The organism is Luteimonas rhizosphaerae (assembly GCF_002849595.1).
Classification (GTDB): domain Bacteria; phylum Pseudomonadota; class Gammaproteobacteria; order Xanthomonadales; family Xanthomonadaceae; genus Luteimonas; species Luteimonas cellulosilyticus.
The window spans coordinates 43,636-61,892 of record NZ_NRQR01000012.1 but is presented as its reverse complement, the minus strand read 5'-3'; the positions used below and the strand labels follow the sequence as shown (position 1 = coordinate 61,892).

Below are 18,257 nucleotides of genomic sequence, written 5' to 3'. Positions count from 1 at the left end.
GTCATGCAGGCGGATTCGCCTCTGCGTGAGCCCTGTTCAGCCTCGTGCCGCTGGCGACGCGACATGGATCCTGAACGATTCCGAACGGTGGGCGCGCGGCATGGCTTCGGCCATGTTCGGCGCAGGTCGCGGACGAGAACCATCTATCCGCCCCACGCGCGCACCGTCGGACCGCCTTACTGCACCCGACGCCGCAGATAGTTCAGCAGGTCGATGCGGGTGATCAGGCCCAGGAACGTGTCGCCATCCGTCACGATCGCCACCTGGCCGCGGTCGAACACGGGCAGCAGGGTCTCGACCGGCGAGCGGACATCGAGGAAATCGGAGCTTGGTGACCATGGCCGAGGCGACCGGCTCGAGGAATCGGGCCTCGTCGCCGTATACGTGCAGCAGCACGTCGCTCTCGTCGAGGATGCCGACGATGCGGTCCCCGTCCATGACCGGCAGCTGCGAGATCTCGTAGAGCTTCATGCGCTGGTAGGCGGTGACGAGCAGGTCGGTCGGCGCCAGCACCACGGTCGCCGTACTGCTCGCGCTCGATGAAGCCGTTGTCGAGCATCCAGTAGTCGTTGTAGAGCTTGCTGAGGTACTTGTTGCCCGTATCGCAGACGAACATCAGCACCTTCTTCGGCGTCGTCTGCGCGCGGCAGTACTTCAGTGCGGCGGCCAGCAGCGTGCCGGTCGACGAGCCGCCGAGGATGCCCTCGGCCTGCAACAGCTCGCGCGCGGCGAGGAAGCTTTCCTTGTCGCTGATCGCGTAGGCCTGCTTGACCCGCGAGAAATCGGAGATCCCCGGCAGGAAATCCTCGCCGATGCCCTCGACCATCCAGCTGCCGGACTTGTCGTTGAGCACGCCATCGTTGATGTATTCGGCGAGGATCGAGCCGACCGGATCGGCCAGCACCAGCGCGACGTCGGGCGCGTGCTCGGCGAAGCAGCGCGACAGGCCGGTCATCGTGCCGGAGCTCCCGCAGCCGAAGACGATCGCATCCAGCCCACCCACCTCACTCATCTGGCGCAGGATCTCCGGGCCGGTGCCGAACTCGTGCGCCGCCGGATTGTCGGGATTGCCGAACTGGTTGATGAAGTAGGCGCCGGGCGTTTCCCGCGCGATGCGCTCGGCGAGGTCCTGGTAGTACTCCGGGTGTCCCTTGGCGACGTCGGAGCGGGTCAGCACGACCTCGGCACCCATCGCCTTGAGATTGAAGATCTTCTCCCGGCTCATCTTGTCGGGCACGACGAGGATCAGCTTGTAGCCCTTCTGCTGGGCCACCAGCGCCAGACCGATGCCGGTGTTGCCGGCGGTACCTTCGACGAGGGTCGCGCCCGGCTGGAGGTCGCCGCGCGTCTCGGCCGCTTCGATCATGCTCAGGCCGATGCGGTCCTTGATCGAGCCACCGGGGTTCTGGTTCTCGAGCTTGAAGTACAGCTCGCAGACGCCCGTGTCGAGACGCCCCGCCCGGACGATGGGGGTGTCGGCAATGAGGTCGAGGACGGAAGAGGCGATCGGCATGCGGTCCGGGTCCGGAAAGGTACGGGACGGGATTATCGCATTGCGCCGCGCGGGGCGCCGATCACGGCGACGGCGTCGCCAGACATTCGCGGGCGGTGACGATCGACGAGGATGACCGCCACCGCCCGCGACTGATGAAACCTGGTGCTAGTTCTGAAGCGTGTCGTACATGTGGGTGAGCCGATCCTTGGCGGCCAGCTTCTCGCGCTTCATCTGAGACAGCGTGGTCTCGTCGACGGCGAGCACCCCGAGCTCTGCATTCAACACCTTCTTGTCCAACTCCTTGTGCCGGTAGTAGAGCTGCCGGAACTCGACATTTCCCTTCATGATTTCTTCGAGTTCCGCCTGTGGTTGCGCTTCGAACATGAAATCCTCCTGACAGAAATGCGAACGCCCCAACCGGCGACGGCAGGGGCGTTACGGGGACACCATCCAGGAACGGGCAGCAGACGATCCGATCTGGCGGCTGACGCAGCAGGCGTCGCCTGCGTCGGGTACCTCGTGGGGGATCATCTCGGTCATCGGCCTGGCTCTTGGACCGGACGGCGGGAACTGGGGAACGGTGCCGTCCGGGGCTTTGACCCTACTCCTCGCAAATCAGGTCGACAAGAGCTGCCGGGCGACCCGCGGTCGCCACGCCTTCCGCGCCGGGTAATCGCTTCCAGTGTGACCCGACCCGCGCCGCGCCACAGCGCGGTTCCAGTACACGGTCGACGCCAAGTCATTGATTCCAAATGGATTCATTTTGACGTTGCTGACTGCGCGCGCTCAGGGCTCGAGGCTCTTCATCAGTTCGGCCTCGCGGCGACGCAACTCGGCATCGCGCTCGCGGGCCGCGCGCAGTTTCGCCGCCTCGTCGCTGGCCACGCCCTGCAGCACGGTCTCGGCCTGCTGCCGGGCAGACGACTCCTCTTCCGCGGCGACGCGCAGACGGTTGGCCTCTTCAGCCTGGATCTGCGCCTGGACCCGCAGTCGCTCGGCCTCGCGGCGCGCGCGCACCGCATCCTGGCGGCTCGCCTCGACCAGCAGTTGGGACCGCTGGCGTTCGAGCTCGATCAGCTCGCGGCGCATGGCTTCCGTGCGCGACGCGATCTCCGCGGTCTCGACCCGCCACTGCGCGACCTGCAGCGCGGACGCACGCTGGCTGCTGCGCACCTCGGCCAGCGCCGAGACGGCCTGGCGCGCCTGCAGGCGCTCGTAGGCCGCGAGGCCGGCGGTATCCGGATCGGCGTCGATGGCCTGCAACCGCTGCTGCAGCTGCGGCGCGCCGACGTCGCCGGATTGGGCATGGACCATCGGCGACAACAGGCCGGCGACGAGCAACACGATCAAGGGACGTCGCATGCTCATTCCTCCACCTGCAGGCGCTGCCGCAGGCTGGTGATCTCACCGCGGCGCTGGGCCAGTTCGGCGTCGGTGGCGGCCTGTCGGGCACGGGCATGCGCCAGGTCGGCGAGTGCGCTCGCCGACAGCGCCAGCGTGCGCGCTTCGTCGCTGCGCTGGCTGCCCATCGCGGCCTGCGCCTGCTCCAGTGCGCGGCGTGCCTGGGCGATGTCGGTCGGGGCGTACTGGTCGGCGTCGGCATCGCCGGCGCGCGCGACGGAGAGCTGGGCCGCCGCGAGTTCCTCGGTCGGTGGCGGCAGGCTGGCGCACGCGCCCAGGGCGAGTACGGAAACGAGCAGCACTGCCTGCTGCAATCGTCGGAACTGTGCGAAGCTTGTGTTCATCATGTAAATCGTGCCTCGGCGTCGGTCCGGGTCATTGTCGTCAGCAGGCCCGGGATGCGCAACGCTCCCCGGCGTTCATTGGGGGTGGGGTCATGGACATCGGTTATTTCCTGAAGCTGATGACCGAGAAAAACGCGTCGGACATGTTCCTGAGCACGGGCGCGCCGGTCTACATCAAGGTCGAAGGCAAGCTGTATCCGCTGGGCAGCACGGGCCTGCCGCCGGGCATGGTCAAGAAGATCGCGTATTCGCTGATGGACGAGGGCCAGATCCCGCAGTTCGAACGCGACCTGGAAATGAACATGGCGATCTCGGTGCAGGATGCCGGCCGTTTCCGCGTCAACGTGTTCAAGCAGCGCGGCGAAGTCGGCATGGTCGTGCGTGCGATCCGCAGCAACATCCCGAGCATCGAAGAGCTGCAGCTGCCCAACGTGCTCAAGGACATCATCATGGCGCCGCGCGGCCTCGTGCTGATCGTCGGTTCCACGGGCTCCGGCAAGTCGACGACGCTGGCGTCGATGATCGACCACCGCAACGCCAACACCTCCGGCCACATCCTCACCATCGAGGATCCGATCGAGTACCTGCACCGGCACAAGAAGTCGCTGGTCAACCAGCGCGAAGTCGGTCTCGACACCCAGACGTTCCACAACGCGCTGAAGAATGCGATGCGCGAGGCGCCGGACGTCATCCTGATCGGCGAGATCCTCGACGCGACCACGATGGAAGCGGCGATCTCGTTCGCCGAGACCGGTCACATCTGCCTCGCGACGCTGCACTCCAACAACGCCGACCAGACGATCGAGCGCATCCTCAACTTCTTCCCCGAGGCCGCGCACAAGAACGTGCTGATGAACCTCGCACTGAACCTGCGCGCCGTGGTCTCGCAGCGTCTGGTGCAGGGCATCGACGGCCGCCGCATGCCGGCGACCGAGGTGCTGCTCAACACGCCGATGATCCGCGACCTGCTGCGCCGCGGCCAGGTCCACGAGATCAAGCAGGCGATGGAAGAGACGCTCGAATCGGGCATGGAAACCTTCGACCAGTGCCTGTTCCGGCTGCACCGCGAAGGGCGCATCGAGCGCGAGACCGCGCTGCGCGCGGCCGATTCGCGTGACGGCCTGGACCTGAAGTTCCGCCTGTCCGAAGGCGGGGTCGGCGAGCACGACCCGTACGCGGACGTCTTCGCGGATACCGCCCAGCACTGAGGCTGGGCTCGCCTCAGCCGGCGGCAGGTGCGTCGGGCTGCACCTCGGGGCGCGCTGCCGCGAACGCAGGCAGCGCGAGGCAGGCGTCCTCGATCGCGCGGATGCGCGGATACGGCGTCAGGTCGACGTCGAAGCGGCGCGCGTTGTAGACCTGCGGGATCAGGGCGCAGTCCGCGATCGTCGGGCGCTCGCCGATGCAGACACCCGCGTCGTCGGACCACTGCGCGAGCAACGCCTCGAACGCGTCGAAGCCATCGACGATCCAGCGCGCGATCCACTGCGCGCGCACGTCGGGCGGCAGCGCGCCGTCGTGTTCCAGCCACTGCAGCACGCGCAGGTTGTTGAGCGGATGCACGTCGGCGGCGATCAGCTGCGCCAGGGCACGCACGCGCTGGCGCGCGAGCGGCACGGCGGGCAGCAGCGGGACGGTCGGCCAGACCTCGTCGAGGTATTCCAGGATCGCCAGCGACTGGGTCAGCACCACGTCGCCGTGCTGCAGGGCCGGCACCAGCTTTTGCGGATTGCGCGCCGCGAACGTGGGCTGGCGCTGCTCGCCGCCGTCGCGGACGAGGTGCACCGGCGCGTCGAAGTACTCCAGTCCTTTCAGGCGCAGGCCGATACGCACCCGGTAGGCCGCGCTGGAGCGCCAGTACCCCAACAGGGTCAGCCCATCGCCTGCGGCCGCGGTCACGCCGGCGGAGCCTGCCGTTCGATGACCTGCTCGATCGCGCCGAAGATGCTGGCGCCGTCGGCGTCGAACATCTCGGTGCGGACGGTGTCGCCGAAGGCCATGAACGGGGTCTGCGGTGCGCCGTGCTCCAGCGCTTCGACGGTGCGCTTCTCGGCGAAGCAGGACGCGCCCTTCGTGGTGTCTTCGTTGGCGATCGTGCCGGAGCCGACGATCGTGCCGGCCGACAACGGCCGCGTCTTCGCGGCGTGCGCAACGAGCTGGGCGAAATCGAACTGCATGTCCACGCCCGCTTCGGGCGCGCCGAACCAGTCGCCGTTGACGTGGGTCAGCAACGGCAGGTGCAGCTTGTTGTCGCGCCAGGCGCCGCCCAGTTCGTCAGGCGTGACGAACACCGGACTCAGCGTCGAACGCGGCTTCGACTGCAGGAAACCGAAACCCTTGGCCAGTTCGCCCGGAATCAGGTTGCGCAGCGATACGTCGTTGACCAGGCCGACGAGCTGGATATGGCCGGCCGCCTGCTCCGGCGTCACCGCCATCGGCACGTCGTCGGTGATGACGACGATCTCCGCTTCCAGATCGATGCCGTAATCCTCGCTCACCACCTTGACCGTGTCGCGCGGGCCGTAGAACGACGCGCTGGTCGCCTGGTACATCAGCGGATCGGTGTAGAAGCTCTCCGGCACCTCCGCGCCACGGGCCTTGCGCACGCGCGCGACGTGCGGGAGATAGGCGCTGCCGTCGACGAACTCGTAGGCGCGCGGCAGCGGCGAAGCGAGCCGCGCCATCTCGATGTCGAACACGCCGTCGGCGTCGCCGGCATTGAGCGATTCGTAGAGGGCGTTGAGCCGCGGTGCGGTGTTCGTCCAGTCCTCCAGCGCGCGTTGCAGCGTCGGGGCGATGCCGGTCGCGCGGACCGCGGTGGCAAGGTCGCGCGAGACGACGATCAGCGTGCCGTCACGGCCGCCCTCTTTCAGTGAACCCAGCTTCATCGCAAGTACTCCGTTGGCGTCTGCTTTCGGTTTCCAGTGTAACGAATCACCGCGGCGACCCGCCTCAGTCCTCGCCCTGGAACGCGCCGCTGCGGTAGGTCAGCACCAGGGTGTCGCGGTGGCCGCTGGCATCAATCGGCTGGATCGGCGTCGATTCGTGGATCACCCGGGCATCGTCGAGCAGCAGCAGCGACCACGGGCGGGTCAGCGTAAAGCGCTGGCCGTTCGGGCCGTCGGCATCGAAGACGCGGGTTTCGCCGCCCTTGATACCCTGCCGCGCGACCAGCAGCACGGCGACGAAGTCCACGCCATCGCGATGCGCGCCTTCGGGGGTCGGCCGGCCGATGCCGTCGGTGGTGTCGATGCGGAACTGGTGCGCTTCCACGTGCCACGGCGCACGCGGCTGGACCTGGGCGAAGACCGCGCCAAGTCCGGTCAGCAGGGCGGTCCACGCCGGCGATGCGACGACCGCCGGCAGCACCGGCTCGAACCAGCGATGCATGCCGCCATGCAGGGCGTTGTAGTCCTCGGACTGCCAGTGCGCGCGATGCGGCACCTGCTCCAGGGTCGCGCCGTCGTGCACGAAGCAGGAGTGGCGCCGGCGCCGGTACCGCCCGCCATCCTTCAGATAGCCGTCTTCCGGCAGGTCGTCCCAGCTGCTTCGAAGCGCGTCGAGGTCCTGCAACGCCAGACCGCACAGCGTGGCGACGTCGTCGGGCGCCACGACCGCCTCGCCACGCGCGCGCAGATCGGAGACGACGTCGGAAGCGCTGGAGTATGGCGGCGGATAGGCATTCATCGCGGAATTCTAAATGCGCGCCGGGCCCGATGTATCGCGAGTCGCGATCCGACGGCACCCGGACACGAAAAAGCCCGCCATTGGCGGGCTTTTTCGTTTGTATGGCAGCCCCGGAAGGATTCGAACCTCCGAATGCCTGAGTCAGAGTCAGGTGCCTTACCGCTTGGCGACGGGGCTATGGAGCGATTGTAACGCCGAACACGCGAATCGTCGCGCTTCGGCGTTGCCGGATCCACGCATCGCGTGGACCCGGACGACACACATCAGCGCTTCGAGAACTGGGTCGCGCGACGTGCCTTGTGCAGGCCGACCTTCTTGCGCTCGACTTCACGCGCGTCACGGGTCATGAAGCCCGCCTTGCGCAGTTCGATCTTCAGCGTCTCGTCGTACTCGACCAGCGCGCGGGCGATGCCGAGGCGGATCGCGCCGGCCTGGCCGGTGGTGCCGCCGCCGGTGGTCGTGACCAGCACGTCGAAGGTCTCGGTGTTCTGCGTCAGCTCGAGCGGCTGGCGCACGATCATGCGCGCGGTCTCACGACCGAAGAACTCGTCGAGCGGACGGTCGTTGACGGTGATGTTGCCACTGCCCTTGCGCAGGAACACGCGGGCGATGGAGGACTTGCGACGGCCGGTGCCGTAATTCTGGGTGATTGCCATGACTTAGAGTTCCAGGGGCTGCGGCTGCTGGGCGGAATGCGGATGCTCCGAGCCCTTGTAGACCTTGAGCTTGCGGTACATGGCACGGCCGAGCGGATTCTTCGGCAGCATGCCCTTGACGGCGATCTCGATGACGCGCTCGGGGTGGCGCTCCAGCGCCTGGCCCAGCGACTCGGTCTTCAGGTTGCCGATATAACCCGTGAAGCGGTGATAGAGCTTGTCCGTCATCTTCTTGCCGGTCACGGCGATCTTCTCGGCATTGACCACGATGATGTAGTCGCCGGTGTCGACGTGCGGGGTGTAGACGGGCTTGTGCTTGCCGCGCAGACGGCTGGCGATTTCCGCGCTGAGGCGGCCCAGGGTCTTGCCGGTGGCGTCGACGAGATACCAGTCGCGCTGGACGGTCTCGGACTTGGCGGTGAAAGTCTTCATGACGGAATTCGATACTCGATGGGTGACTGGTCGGGCGGATTGCGCCAGCGGTGCCGGCGGAACTTTGCCACGCGTTGTCGAAGCAGGTTCCACGAAAGACGGGCTTTCGCGGAACGAAAGAGGCGGAATGATAGCGGGCATCCCCGGACCCTGCAAGCCGCCGCGTGCGTCGCGGTCCTGCGGGTGGCGCCCGCCCCGGCAAGGGCCGAGAATCATACGCCACGCCTGCCCGGCTGCCGGGCAGGCCCCGCTTCCCGGAGTCTCCGATGGCCGCCCCCCGGCTGCGACACCAGAATCCCCTCGACCAGCTGCTGATCGAAACCCAGCGCGCGCTCGATACCGTATTCGGCAATCCGCCCGCGACCCGCCCCAATCCGGCCGCCGACACCCCCGACATCGCGCTCAACGAGCAGGAACGGCGCCACGCGGCCGGCCTGATGCGGATCAACCACGTCGGCGAGATCTGCGCGCAGGGTCTTTACTTCGGGCAGGCGGCGGTCGCGCGCGAGGCCGGCACCCGTGCCCACCTGCTGGAAGCGGCGCAGGAAGAGACCGATCACCTGGCCTGGTGCGCCCAGCGCCTGCGCGAACTCGACAGCCGGCCCAGCCTGTTCAATCCGCTGTGGTACGCCGGCAGCTATGCCCTCGGCGCCGCGGCCGGCCTGCGCGGCGACGGCTGGAACCTCGGCTTCGTGGTCGAGACCGAGCGCCAGGTCGAGGCGCATCTCGACGAACACCTGCAGACCTTGCCCGAGGCCGACCAGCGCAGCCGCGAGATCCTGCGCAAGATGAAGGAGGACGAAGCCCGCCACGCGGCGCATGCCGAGGAGGCCGGCGCGCGGATCCTGCCGCAGCCGATCCCCAGGCTGATGGCCACCGCGTCGAGCCTGATGAAGGCGGTCGCCTACCGGCTTTGAGGGTGCGACAGACGTCGACGCCCGCCGGGTGCACGGCGCCCGGGCATGGAAAAAGGCCGGCAATGCCGGCCTTTTTTCTGGTCCCGCACGTCGCCGGTGCAATCAGTCGGCGAGGTTGCGGCCGTGGTAGAGCTCTTCGATCTCGCGACGGAGGCGCGCCTCGATCTTCATCCGGTCCTTGAACGAGAGATTGCGGGCCTTCTCCTCGAACAGATACTGGTCGAGGTCGAACTCCTTCAGGTGCATCTTCGTGTGGAAGATGTTTTCCTGGTAGACGTTCACGTCGAGCGCGTCGTAGCGCGACTTGATGTTCTTGGCCAGGTAATCCTGGATCGAATTGATCTTGTGGTCGATGTAGTGCTTCTTGCCCTTCACGTCGCGGGTGAACCCGCGCACCCGGTAGTCCATCACCACGATGTCGGACTCGAGGCTCTCGATCAGGTAGTTCAGCGCCTTCAGCGGCGAGATCACGCCGCAGGTCGCCACGTCGATGTCGGCGCGGAACGTCGCGATGCCGTTGTCCGGATGCGTCTCGGGGTACGTGTGCACCGTGATGTGCGACTTGTCGAGATGCGCGACGACGGCATCGGAGATCACGCCCTTGGCGTCCTTGCGGTCGACCACCGGCTCCTCGGAGATGAGGATCGTCACCGACGCGCCCTGGGGGTCGTAGTCCTGGCGCGCGATGTTGAGGATGTTGGCGCCGATGATCTCGGCCACATCCGTCAGGATCTGCGTCAGACGGTCCGCGTTGTAGGCCTCGTCGATGTAGGCGATGTAGCGCTGCCGCTCGTCTTCCGACGCGGCATAGCAGACATCGTAGATGTTGAACGACAGGGCCTTCGTCAGGTTGTTGAAACCCTGAAGCTTCAGGCGGGGCAGCGGTTTGACCACAGCGGTCGACCCTCGGGGGTTGGGCGAAAGCGCGATTATGCGGCAAAGCGACCGCGTGCCGCGACCTCGACGCCGTCACGGGTTTGCCCCCGCGGCGTCGACGCCCTACTCTCTCGGATTCTCCTGCCTCGCAGCGACATGAAGCCAATCTCCGTGGCCGTGATGCCGAACCTGATCCGTTCCCAAAACCCGCTGGCGCCCACCGCCGCGACGATCGAGCGTTTCCTCGCACATTGCCACCGGCGCCGGTATCCGCCGCGCAGCGACGTGTTCCGACCGGGCGATCCGGCCGGCACGCTCTATTTCGTCGTCAGCGGCTCGGTCAGCATCATCACCGAGGAAGACGACGGCCGGGAGTTGATACTGGGCTACTTCGGCCCCGGCGAGATGGTCGGCGAGATGGGGCTGTTCATCGAATCGGACGTGCGCGAAGTCATCCTGCGCACCCGCACCCAGTGCGAACTGGCCGAGATCAGCTACGAGCGCCTGTACCAGCTGTTCGAAGGCACCCTGGCCAACGACGCGCCGCTGATCATGTACGCGATCGGCGCGCAGCTGTCGCGGCGGCTGCTCGACACCAGCCGCAAGGCCGGCCGCCTCGCCTTCCTCGACGTCACCGACCGGATCATCCGCACCCTGCACGATCTGACCCGTGAGCCGGAAGCCATGACCCACCCGCAGGGCACCCAGCTGCGGATCTCGCGGCAGGAGCTGGCGCGGCTGGTCGGCTGCTCGCGCGAGATGGCCGGACGCGTGCTGAAGAAGCTGCAGGCCGACAACAAGCTGACGGCGCGCGGCAAGACCATCGTCCTGTTCGGCACCCGCTGAGCGGCCGATGACACTCGGACACTTCGGACCCCGCGGCGACCTGCCGGACGCCGATGTCCGCAGCGCCTCGCCGATCGACGCCGACGACGTCGCCCGCCTGCTGTCGGAGATGGGCTACCCCTGCAGCGTCGACGAGGCCCGCGAACGCATCGTCACGATCACCGCCAACGATCGCCAGGCGCTGGTGCTGGCCCGCAGCGGCGGCCGGGTCTGCGGGCTGATCGCGCTGGACTTCATGTACTACCTGCCGCTGGGCACGACGACCTGCCGCATCACGGCGCTGATCGTCACCGAGGCCGAGCAGGGCTGCGGCCTCGGCCGCCAGCTGCTCAAGGAAGCCGAACGGCGCGCGCGCTTCGGCGGTGCGGCGCGGCTGGAACTCACCAGCGGCTCGCAGCGCGCGGACGCGCATGCGTTCTACAAGGCCTGCGGCTTCAGCGACGGCACGCTGCGCTTCATCAAGCGACTCGGCGACGCTTAAAGAACGCGACCGCGTCGCCGACACGTCCGTAACGCCCCGATATGCCTATGCTGCGCCTGCGCTCCCCTGCCGCGTGGATGGTGCCCTGTGGAACTCGGTGACCAGTTTCTGTTCTTCGTGCTCGTCGGACTGGGCGCGCAGCTCGTCGACGGTGCGCTCGGCATGGCCTTCGGGCTGGTGTCGTCGTCGGTGCTGCTGGGCATGGGCCTGCCGCCGGCGGCGGTCAGCGCCAGCGTGCACACGGCCGAGGTGTTCACGACCGGCGCGTCCGGTGCATCGCACCTGGCGATGCGCAATGTCGACCGGCGCCTGTTCCTGCGCCTGGCGATTCCGGGCATGGTCGGCGGCGTCATCGGCGCCTACGTGCTGACCCGGCTGCCGGGCGACGTCATCCGCCCGTTCGTCTACGCCTACCTGTTGCTGCTGTCGCTGCTGATCCTGCTGCGCGCCGCCGGCCGGCTGATGCCGAAGCAGGAGGTGCGCCGCGTCCCGTTGCTGGGTTTCGTCGCGGGCCTGCTCGATGCCAGCGGCGGCGGCGGCTGGGGGCCGGTGGCCACCTCGACGCTGCTCGCGCGCGGCGGCGTCGCCCGGACCACGATCGGCACCGTCAAATCTCGGTGACGTTCTTCCTGTCGATGGGCCTGCAGCATCTGGAGATCGTGCTGGGCCTGCTGGTCGGCGGCATGATCGCCGCGCCCCTCGCCGCCGTGTTCGTGCGCCATGTCCGCGAGCGCTGGGTGCTGCTCGCGGTCGGCGTGCTGGTGATGGGCATCAGCCTCTACCAGATCGGCACGACGCTATTCGAGTGACGCCACCGGCGCGCCGCCGCGGTCGGCGCAACCCCAGTTGAGGATCGGCGTGCCCGGCGGCAGCACGCGGCGGAACATGTCGACCAGGCCGTGCTTGGGATTGACGACGACCGGCGTCGTCGCGGCCCGCAGCAGCGGCAGGTCGGCCGACGAATCCGAATAGCAGACGTCGATGTCGCCGTAGCCGCCCTCGCGCAGCATCCGCATCTTCTCCTCGGCATGGCAGTGCCGGGTCGCGGTCACCGCGCCGAACTTGGGGCCGACGAGGGTGCCGATCACCGGCACGGTCTCGTGGGCGACGAACGCGAGGATCGCGCGGGCCAGCTCCGGCGGCGCGCCGGTCGCGATGACCACGCGATCGCCGGCCTCGCGGTGCGCGTGCAGCACGTCGAGCGCGACCGGCAGCAGGCGCGGACGGATCCGGTCGGCGTTGGTCGCGACGTAGCGATCGATCAGCGCATCCAGCGAGCCGCGGCTGTGCAGGCCGACGGTGCCGATCCAGACGTAGGCCGAGATGCCGTAGCGGCGGGTCGGCAGGAACGCCGTCATCAGGCCGAACACCGGCGTGACCAGCACGGCCAGCGCCACCCGCCACCAGCGGCGCTGGATCAGCCACTTGAACAGATGCGTGCCCGAGTCGCCGTCGTAGAGCGTGTGATCGAAATCGAAGACGACGGTCTTCGCCAGGCCCGGGGCGCCGTCGGCACGCAGCAGGTGGGCGACTACGGGTGCTGAGTCACCGGCCGACGCCGCTTGCGCCGACGCTGCCACGGGCGTGGCGGTCGCACTGGCGATCGCGATCGCCGACAGGCCCGACGGCGCCGGGACGGCCACCGGTGCGGCGGGCACCGGCACATCTCGGGTCGCAGGCGGCGTGGTATCGCCCGCGAACATCCGGCGCAAGGCCTCACCCGGATCGGGCGCGCGCATGAAGGACTCCCCGACGAGGAACGCGTCGATGCCCGCCGCGCGCATGCGGGCGACATCGTCGCGTCCGTGGATCCCGCTTTCGGTGACCAGCCGCCGGTCGCGCGGCACCGCGGCCTGCAGCGACAGCGTCGTGTCGAGCGACACCTCGAAGGTGCGCAGACTGCGGTTGTTGACGCCTAGCAGCGGCGCCGGCAGTTGCAGGGCGCGCTCGAGCTCGTCGATGTCGTGCACTTCGACCAGTACGTCCATGCCGAGCGACATCGCCAGCTCGCCCAGTTCGATCAGCTGGCGGTCTTCGAGCGCGGCGACGATCAGCAGGATGCAGTCGGCGCCGAGCGCGCGCGCCTCGTAGACCTGGTAGGCGTCGAGCATGAAGTCCTTGCGCAGGACCGGCAGCGCGCACGCGGCGCGCGCTTCGACGAGGTAGGCGTCGGCGCCCTGGAAGAAATCGATGTCGGTCAGCACCGACAGGCACGCCGCGCCGCCGGCTTCGTAACTGCGCGCGATCGCCGCAGGCTGGAAGTCCGGCCGGATCACGCCTTTCGACGGGCTGGCCTTCTTGACCTCGGCGATCACCGCGGCATCGCCGGCGGCGATCTTCGCTTCGATCGCCGCGGCGAAGCCCCGCACGGGCGAGGCGTCGGCCGCACGCGCGATCAGTTCCTGCAGCGGCGTAGTGGCGCGGCGCGCGATGATCTCCTCGTGCTTGCGGCGCACGATCTGCTGCAGCACGTCACTCACGTCGGTTGTCCTGGTGCGTCATCGGAATTCTCGTCTCGGGGCGGCAGCGGATCGCCCGCCTGCCAGCCGGCCGCCTGCATCGCATCGAGCAGGACCTGCAGTCGCGCGCGCGGCGCGGCATCGAAGATCGGGGCGACGACGAGATCGCCGGCGCGCGCCCATGCCAGCAGGTGGCGCGCCGCGTCGACCTCGTCGAGCTCGATCACCGCGTCATGTTCGCCCATGCCGCGGCGCATCAGTTCATCGCGCATGATCCGCGGGATCTCGTCTGGCGCGCGGCCACGCAGATACCCTTCGGCGTTCTTCAGCACCACGCGTTCGGGCGCGAATTCCGCGGCCGTCGCGGCGACCGCGCGCAGGTCGGCTTCCTCGCGGTTGCCGGCGTGGCCGACGACGATGCCGAGACGGCCGCGTCGCGCATCCGCGCCGATCGCCCGCAGCAGGCCGCGCAGGCCGTCGGGATTGTGGGCGTAATCGACGACCACCTCGACGCCGCCGATCTGCCAGCGCTGCAGACGACCGGGGTTGTCGCCGCGCGCATTGCCGAACCGCGCGAGCACGTCCGCGATGATGGCGGGCGCGATGCCGAGCCCGCTCGCGGCGAGCGCGGCAGCGGCGGCGTTGGCGATGTTGTAGACCGCGCTGCCGCCGAGCGTCAGCGGCATGTCGGCGATCGCACCGAGATCGTGCAGGGCGCCATCGAGGCTCAGGCGCATGCGCCCGGCGGCCACGCCGCAGATCGCGCCGCCACGCGCGCGATGCGCGGCGAGCACGGGATGCGTCTCGTCGCCGGCGAACCAGCCCAGCCGCTGCGCGTCGAACAGTCGCGACTGCCGCGCGATGACCGGATCGTCCGCATTGAGCACCAGCACTCCGTCATCGGCGACCGCGCGCGCCACCGTCAGCTTCACCGCGGCCAGGTCGTCGAGATCGTGGATGCCGTACTCGCCGAAATGATCGACGCTGATGTTGGTGACGACGGCGACATCGGCACGCTGCACCGCGAGCCCGCGGCGGAGCATGCCGCCGCGCGCGGTCTCGAGGATCGCGGCCTGCGCCTGCGGCTGCCGCAGCGCGGTGCGCGCGCCGGTCGGGCCGGAGAAATCGCCGGCCTCGAGTTCCGCGCCATCGAAGAACACCCCGTCGGTGCAGCTGTGCGCGGTCGGCCAGCCGTTCGCGCGGGTCATCGCGGCGAGCAGGCGCACCGTCGTGGTCTTGCCGTTGGAGCCGGTCACCAGTGCGGTCGGGATCGCGTGCAGCGCGGGCCACGGCACCGCGTCGACCTCGGGCAGCGCGTCGGCCGGCCACACGCGCGCCCCGGTGCCCTCACCGATCGACACCGCGTCGTCGTCGGCGAGGAACGGCAGCCCGTGCGCCGCGGCGGCGTCGCGCAAGGCCAGCAGGCCGGGCACCGATTCGGCGCGGGCGACGCGGATCAGCGTGTGCAGCGCGGTGCCGGCATCGCGCACGTCGGCGTGGCCGGGGGCATGCGGCAGGTCGTGCGCGAACGCGGCGCCGGCGCCGGCGTCGGCGTCGGCCAGTTCCAGCACCACCGACCACCAAGCCCACTCGGCGATCTCGGTCGCCGCATAGAGCTGGTCCGATGGCGCGGCGAATGCGAGCGACACGCCGCTGCGGTGCGGACGCACCACCACGGCGTCCTCGCGCCAGTGCAGCGCGGTGCGCACGGCGTCGATGCGGTGCTGCCACGCGGCCAGCCACGTCGCCGCGACCGGCACGCCGACGGCGGTCTCCAGCGCGGCGCCGGTGCCGGCGAAATACACGTTGGTGCCGGTCAGCCGGCGCGATTCCTCGAACGGTTCGGCGGACATCGTCAGTCGCTTTCCTCGCGCTCGAACACCAGCCCGCGTTCGTCGCGGACCACGCCTTCCATCGCCGCGACCGCGGCCTCGTCGGCGCTGTGGGCCGGCTCGCCCGACGGCAGTTCGACGCGCGGCGTGCGCGGGGTGTCGCCGTCGGCGTTGAACTTGATGATCTGCTTCCACGAACGTGCCAGCACGTCGGCGAAGACGACGATCAGATCGCCCGGGCGGCCCATCTGCAGCGCCCGCTCGATGGCGTCCTGCTCGTCGGGCACCAGGCTGATCGCGTCCGCCGCCACGCCTGCGGCCTGGAGCGCCTTGCCGATGATCCGCGGTACCTCGTCGCCGTCGCGGCCACGCAGCGCATCGTCGCGGCGCACGATGTAGTGGTCGAACTTGCCCTCGACCGCGGCGGCGATCGCCTGCAGGTCCTCGTCGCGACGGTCGCCCGGCGCGGCGACGACGACGATGCGCCGGCCGGTCACGTCGAGCCGCTGCGCGAGCTCGGCCATGACGCCGACCGCGTGCGCGTTGTGCGCGTAATCCATGATCACCTTGAAGGGATGCTCGTCGAACACGTTCATGCGTCCTGGCGCCTGGAAGAACGTGGTGTCGAACGTGCGCAGGCCCTGGCGGATCGCATCGAGCTTGATACCCAGCGAGAACGCCATCGCCGCGGCGAACATCGCGTTCTGCACGTTGTGCAGCGCGCGGCCTTCCATCGTCGCCGGCACCAGGTGGGTCCACATCAACGGGATGTGGCCGCCCTTGTCGTAGAGCGTGATCATGTGGCCGTTGACACCGGCCTCCAGCGCACAGGCGCGGCCGCCGGCACGGATATGCTCGCGCACCAGCGCGTGCGAGGGATTCATCGTCACGTAGCAGATGGTCTTCGCATCGGTGTAGGCCGACATCCGCAGCACGTTGTGGTCGTCGGCGTTGAGTACCGCGCAGTCGCGCGCAACCTCGACAACGATGCGCTTGATCTCGGCCAGCTGCTCCAGCGTATCGATGCCCTTGAGGCCCAGGTGGTCGGACTGCACGTTGAGCACGGCGCCGACATCGACCTCGGGCACGCCCATGCCGGCGCGCAGCAGGCCGCCGCGCGCGGTCTCGAGCACGGCGACGTCGATGTGCGGATCCGACAGCACCATGCGCGCCGACACCGGCCCGGTCATGTCGCCTTCCACGGTGCGCTGGCCGTCGATGTAGACACCATCGGTCGTCGTCAGGCCCGGGGTGAGGCCGGCCATCTTGGTGATGTGGGCGAGCATGCGCGCGGTCGTGGTCTTGCCGTTGGTGCCGGTGACCGCGGCGATCGGCACGCGCGACGGCGAGCCCGGCGGAAACAGCATGTCGATGACCGGACCGGCGGCATCGCGCGGCGTGCCCTCGCTCGGCGCGACGTGCATGCGGAAGCCGGGCGCGGCGTTGACCTCGCAGATCGCGCCGCCGATGTCCTTGTAGCTCTCGGCGATGTTCGGGGTGATGAAGTCGACGCCGCCGACGTCGAGGCCGATCGCGCGCACCGCGCGCACGGCCATGTCGCGGTTGTCGGGGTGGATGATGTCGGTGACGTCGGTCGCGGTGCCGCCGGTCGACAGGTTCGCGGTCGAGCGCAGGAAGACGACCTCGCCCGGCTTCGGCACCGACGCCGCGGTGCAGCCGACCCGCTCCATCATCAGCATCGCCTGGGCGTCGAGCTCGAGCCGGGTCAGCACCTTCTCGTGGCCGACGCCGCGGCGCGGATCCTGGTTCACCTCGTCGACCAGCTCGGCGATCGTCTTCGCGCCGTCGCCGACGACGTGGCCGGGCGTGCGCCGGGTCGCGGCGATCAGCTCGCCGTTGATGACCAGCAGGCGATGGTCGTCGCCGGGCTGGAAGGTCTCGACGATGACCGAGCGCGAGTGTGCCTGCGCGGCGACGAAGGCCTCGCGGATCTCGTCGTCCTCGCGGATGTCGATGGTGATGCCGCGGCCGTGGTTGCCGTTGTAGGGCTTGAGCACAACCGACCCGCCGAGCCGGCGCGCGGCCTTCAGCGCATCGACCTGGCTGTTGACGAGCTGCTGCCGCGGCACCGGGATGCCGAGCGACGCGAGGATCTTGTTGGTCTCTTCCTTGTCGCTGGCGAGTTCGACGGCGATGTAGGGCGTGCGTCCGGTGATCGTCGCCTGGATGCGCTGCTGGTACTTGCCGTGGCCGAACTGGATCAGCGACTGCTGGTTGAGGCGCAGCCACGGGATGCCGCGGTCGACGGCGGCGCGCACCAGCGACGCGGTCGACGGGCCCAGCGCGCGCTTCTGCGCGTAGCGGATGAAGTCGTCGCGCGCGTGGTTCCAGTCGAAGTCGTCCGGCACGCTGTTGGCCGGGCGGATCGCCTCGGGCAGCAGCGACGCGAGCAGCCGGATCGCGAGCTCGCCGGCGGCGATGCCTTCCTCGCGCTGCGCGTATTCGTAGACGACCGAATACACACCGGGACGGTCGTCGCCGATGCTGCGCGTGCGGCCGAAGGTCACGTCCTCGCCGGCGATGTTCTGCAGTTCGATCGCGACGTGTTCCATGACGTGGCCCAGCCACGTGCCTTCGCCCTCGCGCATGCGGCGCATGAAGCCGCCGGGCTCGCGGTAGGAGCAGCCGTGCTCGGCGAGGCCGGGCAGCGCCGCGACCAGGCCGTCGACGAATCCGGCGCCCAGCCGGCCGGTCGGCCAGGCTTCGAGCGCTTCGAGGTCGAGCACCAGCCGGATGACCGGAAAGTGCGCGAACTGCGACGGTCCCACGAAGATGGAACGTTCGAGTATGCGCATGCCGGCTCTCCTGTG

16 protein-coding genes, 1 tRNA gene and 3 pseudogenes are annotated in these 18,257 nt (G+C 68.8%); 5 read left to right on the top strand and 15 right to left on the bottom strand.

The features are described 5' to 3' along the window. Positions 1–176 precede the first annotated feature (176 nt). The 4 genes and pseudogenes from CJ022_RS05340 to CJ022_RS05325 all read right to left on the bottom strand — a co-directional run bounded on the left by CJ022_RS05340 (position 177) and on the right by CJ022_RS05325 (position 3,240). A pseudogene (locus tag CJ022_RS05340) lies at positions 177–1,513 on the bottom strand (pyridoxal-phosphate dependent enzyme). Positions 1,514–1,660: 147 nt separating this feature from the next. Continuing rightward, a complete protein-coding gene (locus CJ022_RS05335; protein WP_101925640.1) occupies positions 1,661–1,879 on the bottom strand; it encodes a YdcH family protein in 219 nt (72 codons plus the stop codon). 402 nt (positions 1,880–2,281) lie between these two features. After that, positions 2,282–2,857: a hypothetical protein gene (locus CJ022_RS05330; protein ID WP_143703891.1), complete on the bottom strand. Its 576-nt coding sequence runs from the start codon at positions 2,855–2,857 to the stop codon at positions 2,282–2,284. Positions 2,858–2,859: 2 nt separating this feature from the next. Next, a complete protein-coding gene (locus CJ022_RS05325) occupies positions 2,860–3,240 on the bottom strand; it encodes a DUF4398 domain-containing protein (protein ID WP_158238354.1) in 381 nt (126 codons plus the stop codon). 92 nt (positions 3,241–3,332) lie between these two features. Between CJ022_RS05325 and CJ022_RS05320 the strand changes: the two genes are divergently transcribed. Further along, the gene (locus tag CJ022_RS05320; protein ID WP_101925637.1) at positions 3,333–4,448 is read left to right on the top strand and encodes a PilT/PilU family type 4a pilus ATPase; all 1,116 of its coding nucleotides are present in this window, start codon (positions 3,333–3,335) and stop codon (positions 4,446–4,448) included. Positions 4,449–4,461: 13 nt separating this feature from the next. Here CJ022_RS05320 and maiA read toward each other — a convergent pair whose 3' ends face one another. The 6 genes from maiA to rplM form a co-directional block, all read right to left on the bottom strand. After that, positions 4,462–5,139, bottom strand: a complete 678-nt coding sequence (gene maiA, locus CJ022_RS05315; protein WP_101925636.1) for a maleylacetoacetate isomerase — start codon at positions 5,137–5,139, stop codon at positions 4,462–4,464. Next, on the bottom strand, positions 5,136–6,128 hold the full coding sequence (locus CJ022_RS05310; protein WP_101925635.1) for a fumarylacetoacetate hydrolase family protein: 993 nt from the start codon (positions 6,126–6,128) through the stop codon (positions 5,136–5,138). The genes maiA and CJ022_RS05310 overlap by 4 nt, the downstream gene beginning before the upstream one ends. Positions 6,129–6,192: 64 nt before the next feature. Beyond that, positions 6,193–6,927: a 2OG-Fe dioxygenase family protein gene (locus tag CJ022_RS05305; RefSeq protein ID WP_101925634.1), complete on the bottom strand. Its 735-nt coding sequence runs from the start codon at positions 6,925–6,927 to the stop codon at positions 6,193–6,195. Positions 6,928–7,029: 102 nt separating this feature from the next. Continuing rightward, positions 7,030–7,104, bottom strand: a tRNA-Gln gene (locus tag CJ022_RS05300). An 86-nt stretch (positions 7,105–7,190) separates the two neighbouring features. Next, positions 7,191–7,583, bottom strand: a complete 393-nt coding sequence (gene rpsI, locus CJ022_RS05295) for a 30S ribosomal protein S9 (protein ID WP_101925633.1) — start codon at positions 7,581–7,583, stop codon at positions 7,191–7,193. Positions 7,584–7,586: 3 nt separating this feature from the next. After that, on the bottom strand, positions 7,587–8,015 hold the full coding sequence (rplM, locus tag CJ022_RS05290) for a 50S ribosomal protein L13 (protein ID WP_101925632.1): 429 nt from the start codon (positions 8,013–8,015) through the stop codon (positions 7,587–7,589). 266 nt (positions 8,016–8,281) lie between these two features. Here rplM and coq7 point away from each other — a divergent pair, with 266 nt between their 5' ends. Next, the gene (coq7, locus tag CJ022_RS05285) at positions 8,282–8,932 is read left to right on the top strand and encodes a 2-polyprenyl-3-methyl-6-methoxy-1,4-benzoquinone monooxygenase (protein WP_101925631.1); all 651 of its coding nucleotides are present in this window, start codon (positions 8,282–8,284) and stop codon (positions 8,930–8,932) included. A gap of 102 nt (positions 8,933–9,034) precedes the next feature. Here coq7 and speD read toward each other — a convergent pair whose 3' ends face one another. Continuing rightward, positions 9,035–9,826 carry an adenosylmethionine decarboxylase gene (speD, locus tag CJ022_RS05280; protein WP_101925630.1) on the bottom strand — a complete coding sequence of 264 codons (792 nt, stop codon included), beginning with the start codon at positions 9,824–9,826 and terminating at the stop codon, positions 9,035–9,037. Positions 9,827–9,988: 162 nt separating this feature from the next. Here speD and crp point away from each other — a divergent pair, with 162 nt between their 5' ends. The 3 genes and pseudogenes from crp (at position 9,989) to CJ022_RS05265 (ending at position 11,944) form a co-directional block, all read left to right on the top strand. Next, positions 9,989–10,654, top strand: a complete 666-nt coding sequence (gene crp / locus CJ022_RS05275; protein WP_101925746.1) for a cAMP-activated global transcriptional regulator CRP — start codon at positions 9,989–9,991, stop codon at positions 10,652–10,654. Positions 10,655–10,661: 7 nt separating this feature from the next. Continuing rightward, positions 10,662–11,135 (top strand): GNAT family N-acetyltransferase, encoded by a 474-nt coding sequence (locus CJ022_RS05270; protein WP_101925629.1) that lies wholly within the window; start codon positions 10,662–10,664, stop codon positions 11,133–11,135. A gap of 87 nt (positions 11,136–11,222) precedes the next feature. Next, positions 11,223–11,944: pseudogene (locus tag CJ022_RS05265) on the top strand (sulfite exporter TauE/SafE family protein). Here CJ022_RS05265 and CJ022_RS05260 read toward each other — a convergent pair. The 4 genes and pseudogenes from CJ022_RS05260 to cphA form a co-directional block, all read right to left on the bottom strand. Next, complete coding sequence (locus CJ022_RS05260; RefSeq protein ID WP_233198627.1) at positions 11,933–12,658, bottom strand: haloacid dehalogenase-like hydrolase; 726 nt, start codon at positions 12,656–12,658, stop codon at positions 11,933–11,935. The pseudogene CJ022_RS05265 and the gene CJ022_RS05260 sit on opposite strands and share 12 nt — an antisense overlap. 174 nt (positions 12,659–12,832) lie before the next feature. Continuing rightward, positions 12,833–13,615 (bottom strand): annotated as a pseudogene (trpC, locus tag CJ022_RS17220) (indole-3-glycerol phosphate synthase TrpC); the annotation flags it as partial. Then, entirely contained in the window at positions 13,612–15,447 is a 1,836-nt protein-coding gene (locus CJ022_RS05255) for a Mur ligase family protein (RefSeq protein ID WP_101925628.1), read from the bottom strand. The pseudogene trpC and the gene CJ022_RS05255, both read right to left, overlap by 4 nt. A 2-nt stretch (positions 15,448–15,449) precedes the next feature. After that, on the bottom strand, positions 15,450–18,242 hold the full coding sequence (gene cphA, locus CJ022_RS05250) for a cyanophycin synthetase (protein ID WP_101925627.1): 2,793 nt from the start codon (positions 18,240–18,242) through the stop codon (positions 15,450–15,452). Between the last annotated feature and the right edge of the window lie 15 nt (positions 18,243–18,257).